1 pseudogene is annotated in these 203 nt (G+C 38.4%); it reads left to right on the top strand.

The annotated features are described in order from the left end of the window. Nucleotides 1-202 (top strand): annotated as a pseudogene (locus tag ACXAHM_RS26550) (hypothetical protein); the annotation flags it as partial. Between the last annotated feature and the right edge of the window lies 1 nt (nt 203).

The following is a 203-nucleotide window of genomic DNA, read 5'->3' as shown; positions in this document are numbered from 1 at the left end:
CTATGGATCATCATTTATTGCTAATGAGCATGGTCAAAAAGTAGAAGAGGCGACACAAACTGAAGAGACTGTATTAGTACATACATTCGACCTAGAAGATATCGAGAAAACTCGTACTTCATGGGGCATTTTCAGAGACAGACGTCCAGAAATGTATAAAACAGTAGCTTCAAGCGATGGTGTTCACTCTCAAAAATACTAAG

The organism is Flammeovirga sp. AWQ4_249 (genome assembly GCF_056161045.1).
This window is presented reverse-complemented; position numbering and strand designations above follow the sequence as displayed.